Source organism: Thermodesulfitimonas autotrophica, assembly GCF_003815015.1.
Classification (GTDB): Bacteria; Bacillota; Desulfotomaculia; order Desulfotomaculales; family Ammonificaceae; genus Thermodesulfitimonas; species Thermodesulfitimonas autotrophica.
Window position 1 is genome coordinate 140,959 of sequence record NZ_RKRE01000001.1, and the last position, 16,324, is coordinate 157,282.

The 16,324-nt window shown below is 60.4% G+C and carries 12 protein-coding genes; 6 read left to right on the forward strand and 6 right to left on the reverse strand.

Going from position 1 to position 16,324, the window contains the following annotated elements:
• Positions 1–148: 148 nt before the first annotated feature.
• Positions 149–1,435 carry a glycosyltransferase gene (locus EDD75_RS00720; protein WP_123926591.1) on the forward strand — a complete coding sequence of 429 codons (1,287 nt, stop codon included), beginning with the start codon at positions 149–151 and terminating at the stop codon, positions 1,433–1,435.
• A 20-nt stretch (positions 1,436–1,455) separates the two neighbouring features.
• Here EDD75_RS00720 and treY read toward each other — a convergent pair whose 3' ends face one another.
• The 4 genes from treY to malQ are packed head-to-tail and all read right to left on the reverse strand — an operon-like array spanning position 1,456 to position 10,552.
• Positions 1,456–4,233, reverse strand: coding sequence for a malto-oligosyltrehalose synthase (gene treY / locus EDD75_RS00725; protein ID WP_245963013.1), 2,778 nt, complete (start codon positions 4,231–4,233; stop codon positions 1,456–1,458).
• A complete protein-coding gene (locus EDD75_RS00730) occupies positions 4,226–6,658 on the reverse strand; it encodes a DUF3536 domain-containing protein (RefSeq protein WP_123926594.1) in 2,433 nt (810 codons plus the stop codon). Before EDD75_RS00730 ends, treY begins: the two co-directional genes overlap by 8 nt.
• A gap of 10 nt (positions 6,659–6,668) precedes the next feature.
• Positions 6,669–8,498: a malto-oligosyltrehalose trehalohydrolase gene (gene treZ / locus EDD75_RS00735; protein ID WP_245963014.1), complete on the reverse strand. Its 1,830-nt coding sequence runs from the start codon at positions 8,496–8,498 to the stop codon at positions 6,669–6,671.
• Between the two features lie 20 nt (positions 8,499–8,518).
• Positions 8,519–10,552, reverse strand: coding sequence for a 4-alpha-glucanotransferase (gene malQ, locus EDD75_RS00740; protein WP_123926601.1), 2,034 nt, complete (start codon positions 10,550–10,552; stop codon positions 8,519–8,521).
• Between the two features lie 172 nt (positions 10,553–10,724).
• Between malQ and paaI the strand changes: the two genes are divergently transcribed.
• Positions 10,725–11,156, forward strand: coding sequence for a hydroxyphenylacetyl-CoA thioesterase PaaI (gene paaI, locus EDD75_RS00745; protein ID WP_170157642.1), 432 nt, complete (start codon positions 10,725–10,727; stop codon positions 11,154–11,156).
• 40 nt (positions 11,157–11,196) lie between these two features.
• On the opposite strand, the gene EDD75_RS00750 is transcribed toward paaI, so the two are convergent.
• Both EDD75_RS00750 and EDD75_RS00755 read right to left on the reverse strand, forming a co-directional pair.
• Complete coding sequence (locus EDD75_RS00750; protein ID WP_123926607.1) at positions 11,197–12,090, reverse strand: PP-loop family protein; 894 nt, start codon at positions 12,088–12,090, stop codon at positions 11,197–11,199.
• A gap of 25 nt (positions 12,091–12,115) precedes the next feature.
• Positions 12,116–13,024: a PLP-dependent cysteine synthase family protein gene (locus EDD75_RS00755; RefSeq protein ID WP_123926610.1), complete on the reverse strand. Its 909-nt coding sequence runs from the start codon at positions 13,022–13,024 to the stop codon at positions 12,116–12,118.
• Between the two features lie 195 nt (positions 13,025–13,219).
• Here EDD75_RS00755 and EDD75_RS00760 point away from each other — a divergent pair, with 195 nt between their 5' ends.
• From EDD75_RS00760 to cbiQ, 4 genes are all read left to right on the forward strand, one after another.
• Complete coding sequence (locus EDD75_RS00760) at positions 13,220–14,047, forward strand: energy-coupling factor ABC transporter ATP-binding protein (RefSeq protein WP_123926613.1); 828 nt, start codon at positions 13,220–13,222, stop codon at positions 14,045–14,047.
• 299 nt (positions 14,048–14,346) lie between these two features.
• Complete coding sequence (gene cbiM, locus EDD75_RS00765) at positions 14,347–15,018, forward strand: cobalt transporter CbiM (RefSeq protein ID WP_123926616.1); 672 nt, start codon at positions 14,347–14,349, stop codon at positions 15,016–15,018.
• Positions 15,019–15,044: 26 nt separating this feature from the next.
• Positions 15,045–15,365: a PDGLE domain-containing protein gene (locus EDD75_RS00770; RefSeq protein WP_123926619.1), complete on the forward strand. Its 321-nt coding sequence runs from the start codon at positions 15,045–15,047 to the stop codon at positions 15,363–15,365.
• 17 nt (positions 15,366–15,382) lie between these two features.
• Positions 15,383–16,318, forward strand: a complete 936-nt coding sequence (cbiQ, locus tag EDD75_RS00775) for a cobalt ECF transporter T component CbiQ (protein WP_123926622.1) — start codon at positions 15,383–15,385, stop codon at positions 16,316–16,318.
• The last annotated feature ends 6 nt before the right edge of the window (positions 16,319–16,324 follow it).

Genomic DNA, 16,324 nt, shown 5'->3' on the forward strand with positions numbered 1-16,324 from the left:
CTGAAATCTGTGGGCGCTGGCCGGGCTGGGATAGAGAATTTTCCTGTAGAAAAGAGAGTAACACTCGATTATATTAATGTAGGTGGGGAATTCCGGCCGGTTATCCCCAGGAGAATTTGCTTTATTAAGAGGTGGACAAACCGAAATTATGGCCCTTCCTAAGGAACTCCCGGTGGAGAAAGAAGCAAGCGATTTTCTTTCGGCAACAACAGAGACTCTTGAGGCCTATGCGGCCTTTGCCGGGGAGGAAATAATTGCGGACCTGCTGCGGCTCGGGGAGGAGCTGCGCGGGGTGCGCTTCCAGCAGGTCAACTCCACGCGGCTCGGCGGTGGGGTGGCGGAGATGCTCCGTTCCCTCATCCCGCTGGAGCGCGCGCTGGGTCTTGACGTGAGCTGGGAAGTTATCACCGGTGACCTGGCGTTTTTCAATTTTACCAAGCAATTGCATAATTTCTTGCAGGGCCGGCCGGGAACGATCGATATCCTGGGGGTTAAGGCGTACTGGGAGACTAACCGGGCCAATTACCGGTTGCTTGACGAGCGGGCAGATGTAGTTCTGATTCATGATCCCCAGCCGGCGGGGCTGATCGCTTTTGTGCCTCCGGAGGTGCGGCGGCGGCAGAAATGGCTCTGGCGGTGCCACATCCAGATTGACAAAGAGGGTTGTTTGATGGTTGATTTTCTAAAGCCCCTGGTGGAGCTTTACGACGCGGCAATTTTCTCCGCGATGTCTTACATCCCCAATTGGCAGGTTCAGTCCTTCATCATCCTGCCGTACATCGATCCCCTTTCCGAGAAAAACCGGGAGCTGAGTGAGACAGAAATCCGGCAGGTTTTGGATAAGTACGGCCTCGCCGATCCTACTCAAAAGCCGCTCATCTTGCTCGTTTCGCGGTTTGATCTTTTCAAGGGGCACTGGTACGCTTTGGAGGCCTTTAAAGAGGTCCGGCGGCAGAAGGAGTGTCAGCTCCTCTTCGTCGGCGGGACAGCGAGCGACGACCCGGAAAACGAACGGATTTTCGCGGCGCTGGCGGAAGAGGTTAAAAAGGTGCCGGATGTTTGCTTGCTCAACCTGCCCCCGGATAGCCACCGGGAGATCAATGCGCTCCAGCGGGCCGCTACGGTGATTCTGCAACCTTCGACAAAGGAAGGCTTTGGCCTTACGGTTACGGAGGGGATGTGGAAAGAGAAACCGGTTGTGGCCACTAATGTTGGCGGTATCCCCGCCCAGATCGCCGACGGCTACAACGGTTTCCTCGTCGCTCCGGGCGAAGCGGGTATCCGCGAGATGGCGGCGCGCATCCTCTATCTGCTTGAACACCCGGTGCAGGCGCAGGTTATGGGGCGGCGCGCCCGCGAGACGGTGCGGGAACGCTTCCTTATTACCAGGGGCCTTTGGGACGAGCTGATGCTCGTGAAGAACCTGCTGCGGTGAGTTTTGCGCGGCGCAAGTTTTTAATCTGCCGTTAAAAGGGCTACCGGAAAAGAACGAAAAACATCCGCCAGGTAGAGAGTGTGTCCCCCTTCAGGGGTGGAGCCGCAGTGGGGCGAGGGAACGTACCGCAAGCTCTCCCCGGTGAAAATGTTATACCATTCTTCCGGGGCGCTTTCCGGGAGAAGGAGGCGGTCGTCATTCCAGGTTGCTGCTCCCAGCGGTGGTTGCCGTGCGGGCAGTGCTGGTGCTTCGGGATTTCTCAGGCCGGTGCGGGACTGTTGCTGAAGCCGCACTAGCAAGCGCGGCACCGCTACTACGACCCACTGGTTCCCTTTTTGGCGGATAAAGGCGCAAACGTGCTCCCGCCGTAAGCCGGCGACGGTGAGCGGGAGATAGGCGCCACCGGAAAAAAGTTCTAAGTGGTCCCGGCGGAAGTGGAGGGCTTTGTAGATAGTGTAAAGCTTGATGCGCCCGTCTTTCCAGGAAGCCAGCAACTCCTGCACCAAGCTTAACTTGCTGCGGCTTTTTTCGTCCTTTTGCAAGCCCTGCAAGAGAGCGCTGTGCCGGGCAAAATCTACCGGGCGCCGGTTGTCGGGGTCGACCAGGCTGAAATTCCAGACCTCCGTTCCTTGGTAGAAGTCGGGGATTCCGGGCGTGGCGATCTTGAGGAGAGCCTGCGCGAGGGAGTTCAAGGCGCCGTAGTAAGCGACTGTTTCTTCAAGGGCCTCAAAGTCGGCGCGGAAAAGGTTGCCGGATTCGGGGGCCAGGATTGCCGTGAGAAACTCGCTCAAGGCCTGCTCGTACTCCGGGTCGGGGTCAAGCCACTCAGTGCGGACCTTTGCTTCCCGGGCGGCCTTGGTAACGTAAGCCGCGAGCCGAACCTTAAATTCCGCCTCTTCTTTCTCGTCCAGCGGCCAGGCGCCCAGGAGCGTCTGGTAGATGAACCACTCCGTGTTAGCGTCAGGAACGGGACGGCCTTTAACTACCGGTTTCTTCCGTCGGTTCCACTGCTGCCATAATTTGAATTTTTCTACCCATATTGCGGGGATTTCTGAAAGGACGCTAAGCCGGGCGCGCACGTCTTCACTTCGCTTCGTATCGTGGGTAGAGGTGGCATTGAGGGTGTGGGGCCAGCGACGCAGGACCGCCGCGTTGCGCGCGTGAAACTCACTTACCGCAAGCCCGGATGTTCCGGGATCGCCGCCAACCTCGTTGAGCGCGAGGAGCCGGTTGTACCGGTAAAGGGCCGTATCTTCAAAACCCTTAGCGGTTACCGGGCCCGTGAGTTGTTGCCAGCGCATTACGAAGTGGCGGTGCTCCTCTTGTTGCGCCGGCGATAACCGGGGCCAGTCGGTGAGCAGCAGCAGGCGCCGCAGGAAAGTGAGCGCGACGGCAAGGTGGGGCGAGCGGCGCAGCGCCTGGGCGCAGGCTTCTTCGATGTAGCGCTTATCACGGGCGGCTACCGGGTAACCGCGGACGTAGGTGCGGTAAACAGGAAGGGAGGCGGTAAGGTCAATTAAGGCCTCCTTGAGCGCCGCGAGCGGCAAATCCCAGCCGTAGCGGTCTTTTCTGGCCAGAAGCCACAGGTCTTGGGCGAGGGTTGCAGTCTCGCTGGCGAAAAGCCTATCCAGGACCAGCCGCTTGCACCGGTAAACCACTTCGCTAAAATCTGCGCTGTCCGTTGCCTCCCGGTAAGTCTCTTCTAAGTGGGCAAGCCCTCTTTCGTCCACGAAAAGCTCGCTCACCGCATTGAGAAAGTCATAGCCGGTGGTGCCGGCAACCGGCCAGTTTCCGGGGAGTTCTTCGTCGCCGGTGCGGATTTTTTCCACCACCAGGTAGAAGTTCTCCAGTCCCAGGGCCACCAGTTTCTCGCGCAAGCGGTGGAGGTAGGCGTAGGGGTCGTAGAGCCCGTCGATGTGGTCGATGCGGAAACCGGTAACGCTACCTTCAGCTGCCAGGCGGAGGAGAAGCCTGTGGGTGGCCTCAAAAACAGCTGGGTCTTCGACCCGCACGCCCACCAATTCACTTACATCAAAGAAGCGGCGGTAGTTAATTTCTGAATTGGCGAGCCGCCAGCAGGCGAGACGGTAATGCTGCTGCGCTAAGATCGCCTCTAAGCGGTTGAAACTCTCCGGGTTGCCCGGTGTGCCGTTCAAGCACCGCAGTTGCGCGTTTATAACCTCACGGCTCGCGCGGCGCAGGGCCGCGGCGTCTTCCGGTAGTTCCGCTTCGGGCGGGGGCAGGATCAGTGCGGCGGTTTCGGGAGATAAGGGAAAGGCCTGTTCGTGGTAGCAGACGTAAAAACCCTCTTCTTGAAGGGCGAGCTGCAGCGCCCCCTTTTCCAGCTCTTCGCCAAACGGCGCTCCCAGCACGGGCAGCAAAACCCTTCCCCGCAAGTCCGGTGCCGGCGGGTCCCAGTCGATGTCGAAAAAAGGGGCGTATGGTGAAGCTTGGCCATGCCGGAGGAGGTCGGCCCACCAAGGGTTCTGGGGGCTCGCCGCCATGTGGTTGGGAACGATATCGAGCAGCAGCCCGAGCCCGTGCGCTTTCAAGGCCGCTACCAGCCGGCGGAACCCCTCTTCGCCGCCGAGTGCCGCGCGGACGCGGGTCGGATCGGTGACGTCGTAGCCGTGGGTGCTTCCAGCGCGCGCCTCTAAGATCGGTGCTGCGTAGAGGTCGGTGATGCCGAGAGCGGCGAGGTAGGGGATCAGCGCCGCAGCTTCGCTAAACCCGAAGTGCGGGCCGAGCTGGATCCGGTAGGTTGCGCCAGGAACGCGCCCCCCAGCCACCTTAAACATCACGCTGCATCCGGAGGTTTTCGCCTAAGTTGTCATAGTGGGCCACGAGTTCTTGGGCTTCCGGGTCACCTTTGGCCGCTTTTTCGCGCAGGGCGGGGTAGACGTTCTGCAGCAAGTCGTAGTAGATGTTTTGGACTGCCCATAAGTTGACTTCGAAGGGGAAGAAGCGAACAAGGTCGGTGGCTGAATCGAGTTCCCGCACCAGGTTGAGGTTGGTGGGGTCGGCCTTAAGCCGCCGGGCCATAGCCTCGAGCGTCTGGGCGAGAGTATAACCGAGTCCGGCGGCATCAAGCGGCACCTCCAGCAGATGCGCTTCGTGGAGCAGCGTGTTGATCTGGTCAAGGTCGAGCGGCTCCGTGGCGAACGCGCGCCGCAGGCTCATGTTGATTACAAACACGGCGGTGGTAAAAAGCGCCTGCGGGAGCGGCATCCGGAGGTCTTTGAGGAAGCGCATCAGCGGCGCGTGGTGCTCGTAAATGCGGCGGTAATCCGCCTCGATCTCTTTAAGGGTGGAATCAAGAATCATATTCAAGATGCGGCGTTGCTCGTCGCGGAAAAGCTGCCTGAGCGAGAAGGTGGCACCCTCGAAGTAGCTATCGAGGATGCGGAGGACTTCCGGAAAGTCGGCCCGGTCGAAGGCGTCTTTTGCTTTGGTTACCATTTCCTGGTAAGTTCCGTCGTCCCGGTGCGGGCGGATACCGCCGTGGACGTTATGGTCACCGAGATAGAGCACGCCGTAACTGAGGTCGGCTGATTCATGGGTGATGTCGGAGGTTATTGCCGCCTGACCCACCACTAACTTGACTTTGCCGGTTTCGGACGTTTGGTGGTCGCGGCGGTTTACTGTGTAGCAATAAACCCGTGATTCGGCGTCGTAGGTTTCAAAGACGGAGCTGATGGCGTAGTGGGCACCTACTTTGGGCAGATCAACCATTGCCGGCTTAGCGAATTTTTCGTAGACGTGAGCCCCGTCCCGGTGCTCCTTGAGGTTACTTTTGGCTTCCGCCAGGATTTCGAGAAACCTAGGTTCGAAGCGGGTGGCAAAGAGCTCTTCGGCGAGCTGGATTACCCGGGCGGCGTACTGCAGGATCTGAACCGTCTCGATTCCCGAAATTTCGTCGAAAAACCACCCGCAGCTCGTGAACATCAGCATGGCGTGGCGCTGCAGCTCGAGGAGCTTGAGCACGGTCACTTCCTCCGCGGGGGTCAGTGGCCGCAGGGCGTGGCGCGCGAGGAACGCGGCAACATTTTCTGGCGTCCGGTCGAGGATCACGCTGATGTAGTCGTCGCGGGCCGCCCAGGGGTCCTTTAAGAACTGGCGGGCCAGTTCCTCGAACCTGGGAGCGACGGCGTTGCGCAGGTGGTTGAGGGCGCTGCGGAGCGGTGCGCGCCACGCCTGGCTCCAACCCGGGTGTAGGCCGGAGTTGCAGCCGCAGTTGCTCCGCCACCTTTCGATCCCGTGGCTGCAGCTCCAGGAACTATTTTCCGCGATTTCGACTTCATGGGTCGGTGGGTGCTTTTCCAGGTACTCACCGTAGTTGGTGATCTGGGCGAGGTTATTGGTCTCGATATAGTTCAAAGCGTAGGCGAGGGCCATATCGCCGTGGCGGAAATGGTGGCCGTAGGTTTCGCCGTCGGTGGCGATGTTTACGAGCTGCGGCCAGGTACGCCCGGTCGTAAAGCCGGTAAGGAGGCGGTGGGCGAAATTCTCGCCGCTGGCGAGTAGGCGCTCGAAGGCGACGGCGCGGGAGATCGGCCCGTCGTAGAAGAAGACGGCGAGGGAGCGCCCGGATGCGGGTAAGTTGACGCGGTAAGCCATTGAAGGGTCGACGCCACCGGGCCCAACTTCCTCCCAGGCGGTCGCCCCTGTTTTCCGCACCCGCCGGGCCTGGTAGGGCGAAAGGATTGTAAAGCGGATGCCGTGCGCAGCGAGTATTTCGAGCGACTCGAGATCCACCGCGGTTTCTGGGAGCCACATCCCTTCCGGTTGCCGCCCGAACCGGTGGACGAAGTCGCGGATGCCCCAGCGGACCTGGGTGTACTTATCGCGCTGGTTACTAAGCGGCATAATCACGTGGTTGTAAACCTGGGCGAGAGCCGAGCCGTGGCCCGCGAAATACTCCTTGCTTTCCCGGTCCGCGGCGATAATTTTCGCGTAAACGTCGGGTTTTTTCCGGGCCAGCCAGTCGAGCAGAGTGGGGCCAAAGTTGAAGCTAATCTTCGCGTAGTTGTTCACGATCTTTTTTATCCGGCCGTAGCCGTCAAGCAGACGGGAGGCCGTGTTCGGCTCGTAGCACTCGGCGGTGATCCGTTCGTTCCAGTCGTGGTAAGGGTAAGCGGAGTCCTGCAGTTCGACGTCCTCCAGCCAGGGATTTTCCCGCGGTGGTTGGTAAAAGTGGCCGTGAATGCAGACGTAACGCTCCATTTGCTTTTATTCACTCCTCTCGCACTTGTCCCAAAACTACGCAGGCGTAGGCGCTTAAAGGGAGCGAGGCGGCCCCTTCCGACCAAAAACTTACGGGCGTTGGCGCCCCAGGTCCGAGCCACGTTGCTGCCGCGGCGTCGAGGAGTTTTTCCCACGGACCGCCCGGTAGCGGTAAGGTAACGGTTTGGGGTTCGGGGTTAAAGGAGAAGATGAGGGCTACTTCCGTGGCCCCGTTCCAGCGCCGGACAAGGAGGACCCGCTCGTGCTCGAACGCGGTCACGGCCATTTGCTCCCAAGAGGGGTTGGTAAGTGGCGGCAGGGTCCGCCGGAGGCGGATCAGTTCCCGGTAAAAGGCGAAGAGGGCGCGGGGCTGGTCCTCCTGTAGTTGCTCCCGGTGCAGGCGTGACCGCCGGAAGGTTGCTTCGTCCTGCGGGTCGGGGACTGCCGCCCAACCAAAACGCGCGAACTCCGCGCGGCGCCCTTTTACGACAGCGGCAGCAAGCTCCGGAGCGGTGTGGCTCGTGAAATACTGAAATGGCGCGGTCTCGCCGTATTCTTCACCCATAAAGATAAGCGGCAAAAAGGGCGAAAGCAGAACCACCCCTGCCGCGAGCTTGAGCGCGGGGAAGGACACCAGGGTGCTTAGACGCTCGCCAAGAGCGCGGTTGCCCACCTGGTCGTGATTCTGGGCAAAGACAACAAACTGTTTTGGCGCGCAGAGTTCCGTGGCGCCGCCGTGACGGCGCTCCCGGTAGGCAGAATATTCGCCGGTGTAGACGAACCCGCAGCGGAAGGCTTTGGCCAGGTGCTCCACCTGCCCGAAATCGCGGTAGTAGCCGTTTGCTTCCCCCGTGAGCAGAGCGTGGAGGGCGTGGTGGAAATCGTCGCTCCACTGGGCGTCGAGCCCGTAGCCGCCAACGACAAGGGGACGGATCAGGCGGGCGTTGTTGAGGTCGCTTTCGGCGATGAGGTAGACGCGGCGGCCGCGCTTGGCCGCGGCCTGGCGGACGCTTGCGGCCAGTTCTTCGAGAAAGTGGCGCGCGGACTGGTCGAAAATGGCGTGGACCGCATCGAGGCGCAACCCGTCGACGGCGAACTCGGTCACCCAGTAGAGGGCGTTTTCGATGAAAAAGCGGCGCACTTCGTCACTTCCGGGCCCGTCGAAGTTTATTGCGCGACCCCACGGTGTTTGGTAACGGTCGGTGAAGTAGGGCCCGAAATCCCCTAAGTAGTTTCCCTCCGGCCCGAGGTGGTTATAAACGACGTCGAGGAAAACGCTCAAACCTTGCTGGTGGCACGCGGCAACGAACTGCCGGAGGGCGTGGGGGCCGCCGTAGGTATTCTGGACCGCGAACGGATAGACGCCGTCGTAGCCCCAGTTGCGGCTTCCCGGAAACTGGGCCACCGGCATCAGCTCCACCGCGGTGATCCCGAGTGCCGCCAGTTCCGGGAGATAGGGAATGATCGCTTGGAAAGTTCCTTCGGGGGTAAAGGTACCCACGTGGAGTTCGTAGAAAATCAGCTCCTCTTGCGGGTGGCCCGGCCACCTTTCGTCCGGCCAGGGTTGGCGCGTGAGGTCCACCACCGCTGAAGGACCGTGCACGCCTTCCGGCTGGTACCGCGAGGCGGGGTCGGGCCGCTCCTTCTTCCCGTCGAGGAGGTAAAAGTAGCGGCTGCCGGGCGGCACGGTGGAAACTACCGCTTCGTAGTAGCCCCGCGGGGCACGGTTTAGGGGTACGATCCGGTCTTCCGGCGCGACGATGTGGAGCGCCACAGTATCAGCGTAGGGGGCCCAAACCCGGAAGCGGCACCGGCCTTCGCCGAGGTAGGTGGCGCCCAACGTAACTTCTGCGGCCAGCGCTAATCCCCCTCCTTGCGCAGAAGGTTCACCCTTTGTAGTATCTCCAGCACTTCGGGGGACCGGCTGAATTGCTCAAAGGGATAACGGGTCTTGCGCTGCCAGTTGGGGTAGGCGGTCGTGCCGGGGACGTTCTGCGGCGCCGTCTCGCCCCATAAATCTTCGAGGTTGACTAAAAGGCAGCCGGCGGGACTTTGCGCCAGCCAAGAGAGGCAACCGGCGAGGATGGCTGCCGGCGCGTCGGTCGGCTCCGGGAGAAAGTTATTCGCGGCGAGAAAGGATGGTAGGGTGCTGCGAGCGCGCCCATCCTGCTGCCAGAAAGCCGCGAAAGGCGGCATGTCGTGGGTATTCAGGGCGGCGAGGGCCCCGGCGGGGACGGGGTTGAGCGGCCAGCGGGGGGTACCCGTTAGCGCGAAAGGCAAGATGTACATCCGGCCTATGCCGTGACGGGCCATTGCGGTGCGGACATAGGGGGGCACGGTGCCGAGGTCTTCCCCGACAATTACGGCTTGGTAACGGTGTGCTTCAAGGGTGAGGATGGCGTAGAACTCTGCTGCGCGGTAACGCACGTAAACACCTTGGGCGGCAGGGAAGCCTGCGGGGATCCAGAAGAGACGGTGCAGCCGCATTACGTGGTCCAGGCGGAGCGCACCGGCGTAGCGCAGCTGGTGGCGGAGCGCGGCGATGAAGTAGCGGTAACCTTCTTCGCGGAGACGCTCGGGATGGAGCGGCGGGAAGCCCCAGTTTTGTCCGGCAGCAAAGAAGGGGTCGGGCGGGGCGCCGGTGGCTACGCCAGGGACGAAGAGAGCGCGTTCCCGCCAGGTATCGTACCCTGCCGGGTGGACGCCGAGGGGTAGGTCAAAGTAGAGACCAGGCGGGCTTTCCTTGGCTTTAGCGGCGACGGACTGAAGCTGCTCTTCGGTGAGCCACTGGACAAAAAGATGGTAGCGCGCGGCGTCGGGGTCGTAATCGCCTTCGGTTAAGTGCCCGGCCTGCAGGTGCGCGGGCCACTGGGGCCAGAGGCGGTGCTGCTGTTCAACCGCTGCCCGGAAGCGGGCGTAGTCGCGGGCTTGCGGTTTGGCGGCGAGCCATTGCTCAAGCGCCGCGCGCCGCGCCGGCAGAGCCTCCAGGCAGCGGGCGAGTAGTTCTAAGATCGTCCGCTTGAGGGCCATTACGCGGCGGTACGCTACAAGCGGCCTTTGGCGGAATGCCGCCAGCTCCTCACGCACGGCGGGTGACGCCAAGAGTTCCCGCGCGGGCGGGCAATGGGCGAGTTCGGGGATACGCGTCACGTCAAGGTAGAACTCGTTCCAGAAGAGGCAACTCACGGGCAGGTAGGGGCTGGGCTCGCAAATAACGTCGAGGAAAGCGGCAAGGAGCGGGAGGGTTCCGACGAGCTGCCCGCCTAAACCTTGAACCCACCCGACCAGGTTTTCGAGGTCGGTGAAGTCACCTGCACCCCAGCTTCGCTCCGAATGGAGGGCGTAGAGTGGTACAAAAACCCCCCAGATTTTTTCTGGATAGGTGTAGGCCTTAACTGGTGCGCTAACGACGAGCGTCTCTGTTACGCGCCCCGGAAGACTAAGGTGCAGCCGGTGGTAGCCGGGTGGTAGTTTCACGGGGAGGACCAGTTCTTTGACTACGAACTCTTCTTCCGCCACCTTCAGGCACCGGCGCCGGGGCAACGTGGCAAGGTCGAGGGCGGCAGATAGGACGGTGCCGTCTTCAAGAGAGAGGGAGGTGGCCACGCGGCTTTCCGCTTGCTCTGGAGGCAGGCAGAGTTGCAGGCGCAGTGGCGCTTCCCCCCAGACGACCGTTACCGGTTCGCAAGCACGGCGCGCTTTCTGCAGGCGCAACTCGCGGATCGCGGCGCCTGCCTCGGCTGGCGTTGCCAGCGCGACCCCGAGGGCGCGGAGCACTGCCAGCAGCGCTTCCGGTGAAGCCTCCCGCCGCACGCCCGTCACGTCGTGGTAGGCGGTTTCGACGCCGCAAAGTCGCGCCAAGTAACGTAACTGCCGCCACTCGGTTCGGTTCATTCCTTAAACCAACGCCCTTGGTAAAAAGCGAGTTCGCCCCGATTTATTATTCCTCAGAGAAGGACCCGGACGCGCTTTTGGGGAGGTATCTTCTATCTTAGTGGTCTCATTCCTGCTACTTATGGGACATAGTTGGGAGGATTTAGCCCGGCGGTCGCGAAAAAGTAAATCTATGTCTAACAAACCACCAGCTGACCAAGTAACGGAACAAGGCGGCGACCTTTACCGCACTTTAGTCGAAGGGGATCCCTTCCCGAAAGCTCTCGGCGTCGCGGTAACGCGCCTGGCACCCGGGTACGCGGAGGCTACGCTCCGCGTCCGGGAGGAGATGCTCAACTTTGCGGGGGTCACTCACGGCGGGGTGATTTTCGCCCTTGCCGACACGGTTTTCGGCCTCGCCAGCAACGCCTACGGGGCTACGGCCCTTGCCATCCACGCCGATATCGACTTCCTGCGGGCAACCACTGCCGGCGCGGTGCTGACCGCGCGGGCGGTGGAGGAGTCGCGGGGCGGGCGGCTCACCCATTACCGGGTCACCGTCGAAGATGATGAGGGGCGGTTGATCGCCCTTTTCCGGGGGATAGCGTATATTAAGAAAGGCTAAAACCCGTCTTCGCGGGGGCAAGCCGCGGCCACTTTCACGCTTAAGTTGCATCCCGCCAGATCCGGCAGAAAGTGCAGGGGCTGTTGGTAGCGGGAAGGCCGCAAACCGCGCAAGTGACGAGCGGCGGGCGGGCGGTCTCTTCTTTAAAGCGGTGCGCCTGTTGCGTGTAGCCTTCGTAAAAAGCGCGTTTAAGCCCGGGCGACTTTTCTTCGAGTTCGTTGAGCACGCGCTTATAGCGCTTGAATTTGGCTTCCGCAGCGTAAGGGCATACTGCCTCCACCGGACGAATCTCGTGAAGCGCGGCAAAAGCCCGGATTTCGTTTTCGGCTTGGAGCGCCAAGGGTTTAATTTTTTTGGCAAAGCCCTCCTCCGCCGGCAGGACGGGTAGCCCTTTCGCCAGGTAGTGGAGGTCCCAGCGCAGGAGGTTAGCAAAAAGCGCCGCGGCCATGTCGTCGAGCGTGTGGCCAGTGGCGAGGGCGTCGGCGCCGACGGCCAGCGTGTACTCGTTCATGACGTGGCGCTTGGTCACCCCGCAGAGGGCGCAGATTCGCGGGTAGCGCCGCGCGATATCCGGGATGCCGCGGCCGAATTCCGCCGCCAAGCTGTAGACTCTAAGCGGTACCCCGTGGGCAGCGCAAAACTCTTCGCAGGCTTGCCGCGAAGCGGGAGAAAAATCTCCCTCCAGAATTCCCAGATCAACGAAAAGCCCCTCGACTTGATAGCCGAGGCGGTGCAGCACCAGCGCGGTGACTAAGGAATCCTTACCTCCAGATAGGGCTACTACCACCCGTCCCCCGGGAGGCAACATCCGGTATTTCTTAATCGCCCGGGCGACCTGCCGGAGAAAAAAGGCGTCGAAATGCTCCGGGCAAAAGGCAGCGTTATGCGCCGGCAGCTTGACGAAAGCCTCTCCTCTGCAAACGCGACACTTCATTTTGCTCACCTTGACCTGGCGAGACTTACGGCGGGCACTTGGCGCATATCGACCGGAAGAGGGTGGTGCTTAAGTACCGGTCGCCCCGGTCGGCGAGGATGGCCACGATGATACCGCTTTCCATTTCTTTGGCCAGCCGGAGGGCTGCCGCTATGGCAGCACCGCTCGACATGCCTACGAAAATACCTTCCCGGATTGCCAACAGCCTGGTTGTTTCGAAGGCTTCGCCATCCTCAATCACGATCTTGGCGTCGAGTTGGCGCGGGTCGTAGATTTCCGGCGGGGTGGATTCGGTCATGTTCTTCAGCCCCTGAATGGCGTGCCCCACCGTTGGTTCCACCCCCACAACTTTCACGCCCGGCTTCTTTTCCTTTAAGTATTTTCCCGTACCCATCAGCGTACCCGTAGTCCCCATGCCGGCGACAAAGACGTCGATTTCGCCGTTGGTCTGGGCGTAAATCTCCGGTCCCGTAGTCTCGTAGTGCGCGAACACGTTGTAAGGATTGGCAAATTGGTTAGGCATATAGTAACGCTCCGGCTCCTTTTCGAGGAGTGCGGTCGCCCGCTTGATCGCCCCGTCTGTCCCCTCTTTGGCCGGGGTGAGAATCACCTCCGCGCCGAGAGCCTGCAGGGTCCGCTGCCGCTCGCTGCTAACGCACTCCGGCATAAAAAGGGTGACCCGGTAGCCCTTGGCGGCGCCGATCATCGCGAGGGCAATTCCGGTATTACCTGAGGTCGGTTCAAGGATTATCTTGTCGCGGGTCAGCTCTCCCGATTCCTCGGCCTTTTTGATCATATAGTACGCCGGGCGGTCCTTAACCGAGCCGCCGGGGTTGGCCCCCTCGAACTTGCCGAAAATCCGCACCTTAGGGTTGGGACGCAGGTTAACGAGCTCGATCAGCGGCGTGTTGCCGATAGCCGTTAAGATGCTCATTTATCTCGCCTCCGTGGCTTGTTTCGTTGCGTCGTGGGTACGGTTACCGCTCTTGCACCAGCTTAGATAATCCTACTGGCATCTGTCAAGTCAGAAGCGAAAATCTCCTTAAGTTGACCCTTATTTCAATCGTTACGGAGGGTTTCTTTTGGCTGGAGGTGGTGTTAAACTGAAAAGAAAATAAGGAGGTTACTCTTGCGACAGGATAAAGAGCGCATCTTTACGCTTGAAAACGTGAGTTTTTTTTACAACCAGAAGCGGCCGGTCTTCGAAGATATCAGCCTTGAAGTTTTCCGGGGCGAGCGGCTGGTGTTGCTCGGACCTAACGGCTCGGGGAAATCCACCCTGCTGAAGCTGCTGGCGGGGCTTATTTTCCCTACGAGCGGCACTGTGCGGGCCTTCGGGACGGCGCTCACACCTGCCGCCTTTAAAAACGAAGGCTTCAACTTCGCTTTTCGCCGGCGGGTGGGTCTCGTGCTGCAGAACGCGGAGGCACAGCTTTTCTGCCCGACGGTCCGGGACGAGGTGGCTTTCGGGCCGCTGCACCTCGGCTTCTCGCAGGTGGCGGTCGAGGAACGGGTTGCCGAGACGCTGTCGCTTTTAGGGATTACCCACCTGCGCGACCGCCCGCCGCACCAGCTTTCGGACGGGGAGAAGAAAAAGGTGGCGCTGGCCGCGGTGCTGGCGGTTAACCCGGAGGTGCTGCTTTTAGACGAACCCACCGCCAATCTTGATCCGCGCTCGCAACACTGGCTGCTCAATTTTTTGCGCGCGCTCTCTCAAGTCGGCAAGACGATCGTAGTCGCTACCCACGAGTTGGTAACCGTTCCGGTGCTGGCCCAGCGTGTGCTGGTTTTGGGCGAGGACCACGGCTTGGTCACGGCAGGGGAGCCGGAAGCGGTTCTCGCCGACCGCGAATTGCTTTTGCGGGCCAACCTGGTGCATCCAGATTACCACCTCCACCAGTTAGGTACGGGGAAGGAGCATCTTTACCCGCACGTGCATTTGGGACTGGAAGAATAAAGCGCGAAAATTGCGCCCCATTCTGGCGGGGGAGCAGGATTTTTCCGGATAAACGAGAATGATATTTGTCGAAAAGTCTGCACGGAGCAGGCGAAGGCCACTGGGGTAAACGACGCCCGGATAAGGCGTCTGGGTTTCCCTAAACGGTTTGGCTTTACGGCCACGGAGGCCACCGGTGGGGTTCCGGAGAACCCGGGAAGGTGGTCTTTTTGTTTTTGAAGGGGGTGAGCAAAGACACGGGTGTTTAAGTAGGAATTTTCGTTTGCACCGACCAAAAAGGCTTTTGGGGAGGGGATGAAATGCACATTCCGGATGGTTATTTAAGCCCTTCGACTTCGGTCGTGATGTACGCCGCGATGGTACCGGTCTGGGGCATGGCCGTAAAAAAGGTTAAGGAAACCTTGAAAAGTAAGCAGGTGCCGCTTCTGGCTCTGGCTGCTGCTTTCAGCTTCGTAATCATGATGTTCAACGTGCCCATCCCGGGAGGGACTACGGGGCACGCCGTTGGCGGGACCTTGGCCGCTATTGTTTTAGGTCCCTGGGCGGCCTGCATCGCCGTATCGATTGCCTTGATCATTCAGGCGCTTATTTTTGGCGACGGCGGTGTATGGGCGATCGGGGCTAACTGTTTTAATATGGCTTTTGTTTTACCCTTTTTAGGGTACGCCGTTTACCGGGCGATCAGTGCCGGTGGCCGAAACCGCGTCTTGGGAAGCGTTATTGGGAGCTACGTGGGGCTTAACGCCGCTGCCTTCTGTGCCGCGGTGGAGTTCGGTATCCAACCAGCGCTTTTCCATACCGCAGCCGGAGCGCCGCTTTATTGCCCGTACGGCCTTGCCCAAGCCATTCCGGCGATGATGTTTGCGCACCTTACGGTTGCTGGGCCGATTGAAGCCGTTATAACCGGAATCGTGGTCTATTACCTGCAGCGCTCTGCCGAAGAGTCTCTCTTTTATAACGCTACGGCTTAGAACGTAAAGCAGAGGGGGGTTTGGGCGTGCCTGTTTACCGGAAGTTATGGTTCTGGATCGTGGTCCTTACCATCCTTTCTCCTTTAGGGCTTCTGGCTCAAGGGACAGCGTGGGGTGAATGGGGGACCGACGAACTTAAGGAAATGTTAGGTATGGTGCCGCAGGGTCTGGCGAAGCTAGGGGAAACCTGGCACGCGGTTCTGCCTGATTACAGCGTCCCCGGCTTGGATAAGACCTTTGCGCAGCAGGCCGTTGGTTACATCATTTCGGCGGTAGTGGGGCTTGCGGTAATCGTTATTCTCAGTTACTTCATTGGCCGTGCCCTGGCGAAGGGCGAGCATGAGTAGAGAAGAGGAAAAACGCTGTGGATACGCTTCCCCGTTGGCTTAGCGAGGAAACGTCCGAAGCGCTTGTAGAGGCCGCGCCCCGGCGTCGCTGGGGCGCGGACTTTATCGAAAAGAACCTGCGGGACCTGACCCGCATCTTCGAAGACGAACTTTTCACCACCTCTATGGCCCGGAAGCCGGGGCTTTACCAGCTGCTTGACCCCCGGGTGAAGGTGTTCGCCACGGTGGTGCTGATCGGGGTGGTGGGGTGCGAGCAGAGCCTCCGAACGCTCGCTGTGACCTGCTTGTTGACGCTTTTGCTGGCCGCTGCCTGCCGGTTGCCGCTGGGCGTTTTCCTGAAAAGGGTCTCTTTCGTCCCTCTTTTTACGGGGATCATGGTTCTCCCGGCGGTTTTCAACTGGTTCACTCCCGGCACGCCTCTGGTGATGCTGGTGCCCGAGGCAAACCTTCACCTGGGACCGTACCATTTTGGCGGCCCCCTTGCTATTACTGCCCAGGGCCTTCAGGGCGCGGCGACTATTATTTTGCGGGCGGGGGCATCGGTTTCTTTCGCCCTTATCCTTACCCTGACTACGCCGTGGCCGGCGCTCCTCAGAGCGCTGCGGGTTTTCCTTTTGCCGCAAATCTTTGTCCTTACGCTGGAGATGACCCTGCGCTACATCTTTCTTTTCCTCCGTATAGCCACCGAAGCCTTTGAGGCTTACAAAGTCCGTGTTGTCGGCCCCGCTACGGGGAAGACAGGAAGGCGTTTCATCGGCGCCACGGCCGGCACCATTATCGCCAAAACGCAGCGGTTGAGCGAAGAAGTTTACCAGGCGATGCTTGCGCGAGGGTATACCGGTGAGCCCCGGCTGCTAAGTCCGTTTCGGTTTAGGTTGCAGGACGGGCTTTTCTTGGCCGGCGTTGGTGTGGTAGCGGTTTTGCTCCTTTCTTGGGACCGGCTCGGCTGCTGATTTTTA

Coding starts and splice junctions, on each gene's coding strand:
- EDD75_RS00720 (WP_123926591.1), top strand. CDS start 149: ATGGCCCTTCCTAAGGAACTCCCGGTGGAGAAAGAAGCAAGCGATTTT.
- treY (WP_245963013.1), bottom strand. CDS start 4,233: ATGTTTAAGGTGGCTGGGGGGCGCGTTCCTGGCGCAACCTACCGGATC.
- EDD75_RS00730 (WP_123926594.1), bottom strand. CDS start 6,658: ATGGAGCGTTACGTCTGCATTCACGGCCACTTTTACCAACCACCGCGG.
- malQ (WP_123926601.1), bottom strand. CDS start 10,552: ATGAACCGAACCGAGTGGCGGCAGTTACGTTACTTGGCGCGACTTTGC.
- paaI (WP_170157642.1), top strand. CDS start 10,725: ATGTCTAACAAACCACCAGCTGACCAAGTAACGGAACAAGGCGGCGAC.
- EDD75_RS00750 (WP_123926607.1), bottom strand. CDS start 12,090: ATGAAGTGTCGCGTTTGCAGAGGAGAGGCTTTCGTCAAGCTGCCGGCG.
- EDD75_RS00755 (WP_123926610.1), bottom strand. CDS start 13,024: ATGAGCATCTTAACGGCTATCGGCAACACGCCGCTGATCGAGCTCGTT.
- cbiM (WP_123926616.1), top strand. CDS start 14,347: ATGCACATTCCGGATGGTTATTTAAGCCCTTCGACTTCGGTCGTGATG.